The 4,294-nt window shown below is 51.8% G+C and carries 2 protein-coding genes; both read left to right on the forward strand.

The genetic code is table 11. The annotated features are described in order from the left end of the window. Positions 1–2,329, forward strand: a 2,329-nt coding sequence (locus AC0YN3_RS33030) for an S-layer homology domain-containing protein (RefSeq protein WP_475779059.1), incomplete at its 5' end; no start/stop codon positions are given. 277 nt (positions 2,330–2,606) lie between these two features. Continuing rightward, on the forward strand, positions 2,607–4,294 hold a 1,688-nt coding region (locus AC0YN3_RS33035; RefSeq protein ID WP_475779060.1), incomplete at its 3' end, for an InlB B-repeat-containing protein.

Genomic DNA, 4,294 nt, shown 5'->3' on the forward strand with positions numbered 1-4,294 from the left:
GGTGTCTGGAGCGACAAGCGCTAGCTACAACGCACCGACAGCAACAGCTGGCACGAGGTATTATTACGTCGTAGTGACGAACACGAATGCGAGCGTGAACGGAACGAAGACCGCCAGCTTAACGAGCAATGTCGTATCCGTCACCACAAACGAGGTTCTTACCTACGAAATAGAAGCGATAGATCATCAGACTGCATCTGCCTTGACGCAAGGGTATGGACCTGGTACTCAGCAAACGCTGATGATCTCCGTTACGAATACTGGTACGGGACATTTAACAGGCTTATCCGTAGTGAAGGGGGGAGCAGACGCCGAAGCTTTTGAAATCTCACAGCCGGCCTCCATCTTAAACAGCGGTGCGCCGTCCACCAGCTTTACAGTCAAAGTCAAGGATGGTCTCGCAGCCGGGAGTTATACGACAACGGTTACCGTATCCGCTGCCCTTATGAGCGATCGGACCTTTACCGTTACGCAGAACATTACCCTGCCTGGCGTGCCTGCAAGCCCTACTTCGCTACAAGCTATAGCCGGAGATCGAAGCGTTGTCTTGCATTGGCAGACGGTGGAGCATGCCGATGCATATGAGATCTATGTAGCGACGGCTTCGGGCGATTTCAGTGATTCCGTCGCTACGGTGAGGGATACAAACTACGAAGTGACAGGGTTAACCAATGGAGTTACCTATTATTTTGTGGTCAAGGCTAGCAATTTGGGAGGCTCAAGTCCCTTCTCGGCAGAAGTCAGTGCGATACCTGCAACGGTGCCATTAGCTCCGACGAACGTACGAGCGAGCGCAGGCGACACGACAGCCACCGTTCGTTTTGATGCTCCGGCTAACCATGGGGGGAGCGCCATTCTTCGGTATGAGGTGATGGCAAGCCCGGGCGGAATTACGGTAGTCGGAACGACAACGCAAATGGAAGTCACGGGGCTGACCAACGGGACGGATTACACGTTTGCGGTTCGGGCGATCAACAGCGTTGGACCTGGTGCGTTATCTGCCGAGTCTCATTCCGTAAGGCCGACGGCGAGCGTCACATCGTCACCACTGCCGACTTCGTCCCCAACGATGGAATGGGTGAAGTTTTTGGTGAATGGGCAGCAGGTAGAACAGCTTGGTCCTGTCATCGCAACAACCCTAGCGGGGCGAACGGTCATTACGGCCGAACTGGATTCCGCTAAGCTAACGTCTAGGTTAGGGCAAGAAAAGCCGGGAGCAGTCCTGTCCATTGTCGCGGCTAATGGCTCCGACACGGTAAACATCAAGCTAAACGGCCAACTGCTTCACAACCTGAAGGAAAAAGCGACGACCTTGGTCATTCAGACTGAGAAGACGGTTTTCACGCTGCCTGCCCAATCAATCTATAGCGACGCGATCGTCGCGGATCGTTTGGGTAGCCAAATCCTGCTGCAAGACGTAAAGGTATGGCTCTCCGTCGGCCACGCTACGAGTGAAACATCCAAGCGACTGCAGGATGCAGCCGAGCGGTTAGATACGGAGATCATCTCGCCAGCTTTCACGTTTGCCATCAAGGTGGAGTATGGCGATAAGACAGAGGACGTAGTCCGGTATTCGAAGTACCCAGATAGACTGCTTGCGATTGCATCGGAGGTGGATGTGAATCGGATCACGACAGCAGTCGCTCTTGAATCGAATGGAACGATTCGTCATGTTCCGAGCAGAATCGTTATGGTCGACGGCAAACGCTATGTGAAAATCAGCGACCTGTCGAATGGCACCTATGCCGTTATTCATCATTCGCAACACTTCACCGATGTGGAGAAGCATTGGTCCAAATCAGCCGTAAACGACTTGGGGTCGCGTCTAATTCTGAGTGCTCCGGTAAATGGATTCTTCCATCCCAATCGCGACATAACTCGAGCCGAGTTTGCGGGAATTCTCGTGCGGAGCCTTGGGCTGAGCAGGGTGAAAGGGCCGATGCGTTTTGTGGACGTGAAGGAGGAGGAGTGGTATAGCGGTGTTGTGCAAACGGCCTATGCTTACGGCTTAATTTCAGGATTCGGCGACGACACGTTCCGACCGCAAGATAACATAACGCGCGAACAGGCGTTTATCATGCTTGCCAAAGCCATGATGCTGATTCATACGGATCAAAGCCAGCAGACGGTTAATCCCTCTGCTCAGCTCAACCGTTTTGTAGATTCAGATAGCCTATCGGAATGGGCGAGAAGCGGTGCGGCGATGGTAGTGGAGGCTGGTCTGGTATGGGGCCGCGGAGGAAATAAGCTATCTCCGAAAGCGTATATCACCCGTGCGGAAGTAGCTATGATCGTATTGAGGCTTTTACAGCAAACCAAACTTATCTAATGTAGGACGCTAAGCTCTGGATCTAATTCGGCTTGGCGTTTTCAATTGACTTGAACGCGGAGACCTCTAGACTTGGGGGGTCTCCTTTTCTGTTTATAACCAATGGGCAGCCGAGTCTGTAAACATGAACCTAACTACCCGATTTAGCTCATTGACCTACCCTCTAAGGTAGGTCAATTTAGTCCTGATATCTTTTATAGTAGATATTATGGCTTGTACAGCTCAAGAGTGATCAATGGACTCTATCAGTACAACGATAAGAGGAGAGTAGAGACTAATGATTAGGCGTGGTATTTCATTGTTTACGGTTTTATTAATAGTAATGGGGTTATTTCCATCTTATTCTTCTGCAGGAAGCGGAGTCACGAGTCTAACCACATTAACTTTGTCTAGCGGCAAGGCTGTGGAGGACCTCACGGACACTTGGAAATTCTATGCGGACGTTGCGAACAACGTGAGCGAGATAACGGTTACGCCGACGGCGGCAGACGCTGATTCCAAGATTGAGGTAAACGGCGTAGAAGTAGTTAGCGGCAGTCCGTCGGGAACAATTGCCCTGAATGTTGGAGTTAACACGATAGAGATTCTGGTGACGCCGGCATACCCTCTTGAAGAGTTAAAAAAAATCACCACTTTAACGGTAACTCGAGCGGGTGGGCCGGGTAGCAACACCATATTAAATTTTCTAGGCCTATTTCTGGAAAGCGAAATACCGGGGGATTTACCCGTCGGCTTCGGGTTCAATAAGAGCCGGCCGTTCTATGATTTGATATCTTTCATCGGCCAGAACAAGGTTCTAATCGATCCTCAACCCGAGGATAGCGGGGCGACCGTCACGGTAAACGGAATCAAAGCGACAAGAGGTGTCAAAGTACCCGTTGGCTTACTGATGGGAGATAACACAATAACGGTCGTCGTGACGGGGAGCGACGGGACGACAACCCGGACCTATATGTTGCTTATTAATCGCCTCCCGAGCGCGGATACTTCGCTTATCGAACTGGGGCTGAACAACGGCATACCCGTTGTCGATCCGGACGATAACAAGAAATACTCCATTAACTTCGCCTACGGTGCGAGGAGCACTAGAGTATATCCGGTGGCCAAAATGGATTATGCAACGATTACCGTAAACGGAAAAAGCGTAGCGAATGGCGGGTTATCTGAGGCGATTCCCTTGGAGGTCGGGAGCAATACGATTGCGGTCGTGGTGACGTCGGAGAATGGATTGGCTACGGCAAACTACACCCTGACGGTAACGCGGGCAGCCGCGCCGGCGGGCTACAAGGTGACCTTCGTCGAGAATAATGGCGGTGACGATCCAGTCGCTGACTTGGATGAAGTTAGTCCGGGATCGACGATTGCAAGACCGGAGGTAACCCGTGATGGCTATCTCTTCGCGGGGTGGTATAAGGAAGGGACTTATAATACCTTATGGGATTTCGATACGGATACGGTAAATGAGAATACGACGCTGTACGCGAAGTGGACGCCGACGTATTCGGTGGTGTTCGATTCGCAAGGAGGAAGTTTGGTTGAGAGCACGTCTGGCCTTCTCTCCGGAGCAACTGTCCCGAAGCCATCCGATCCGACGAGAGCGGGCTATGCATTTTCGGGTTGGTATGTGGATGAAAACTTCTCGTCGGAATGGAATTTCGCGACGGATACGGAAATCTTGAATGCGTGGAGCGTGAATAGGACTCTGTATGCGAAGTGGACGGCGATTCCGGTGTCGACGTACACAGTGACGTTTAACTCGCAAGGAGGTAGCGCGGTAGCAAGTTTGACTGGCATCGCTGCGGGAGCGACCGTTACGAAGCCGACCGATCCGACGAGAGCGGGCTACACGTTCTTGGGCTGGTATAAGGATGAGGGCTATGCATTGGCGTGGAACTTCTTAACGGATACGGTAAGTGCGAATACGACGTTGTATGCGAAGTGGACGGCGATTCCGATCTCGACGTA

Source organism: Paenibacillus sp. J22R232, assembly GCF_056269165.1.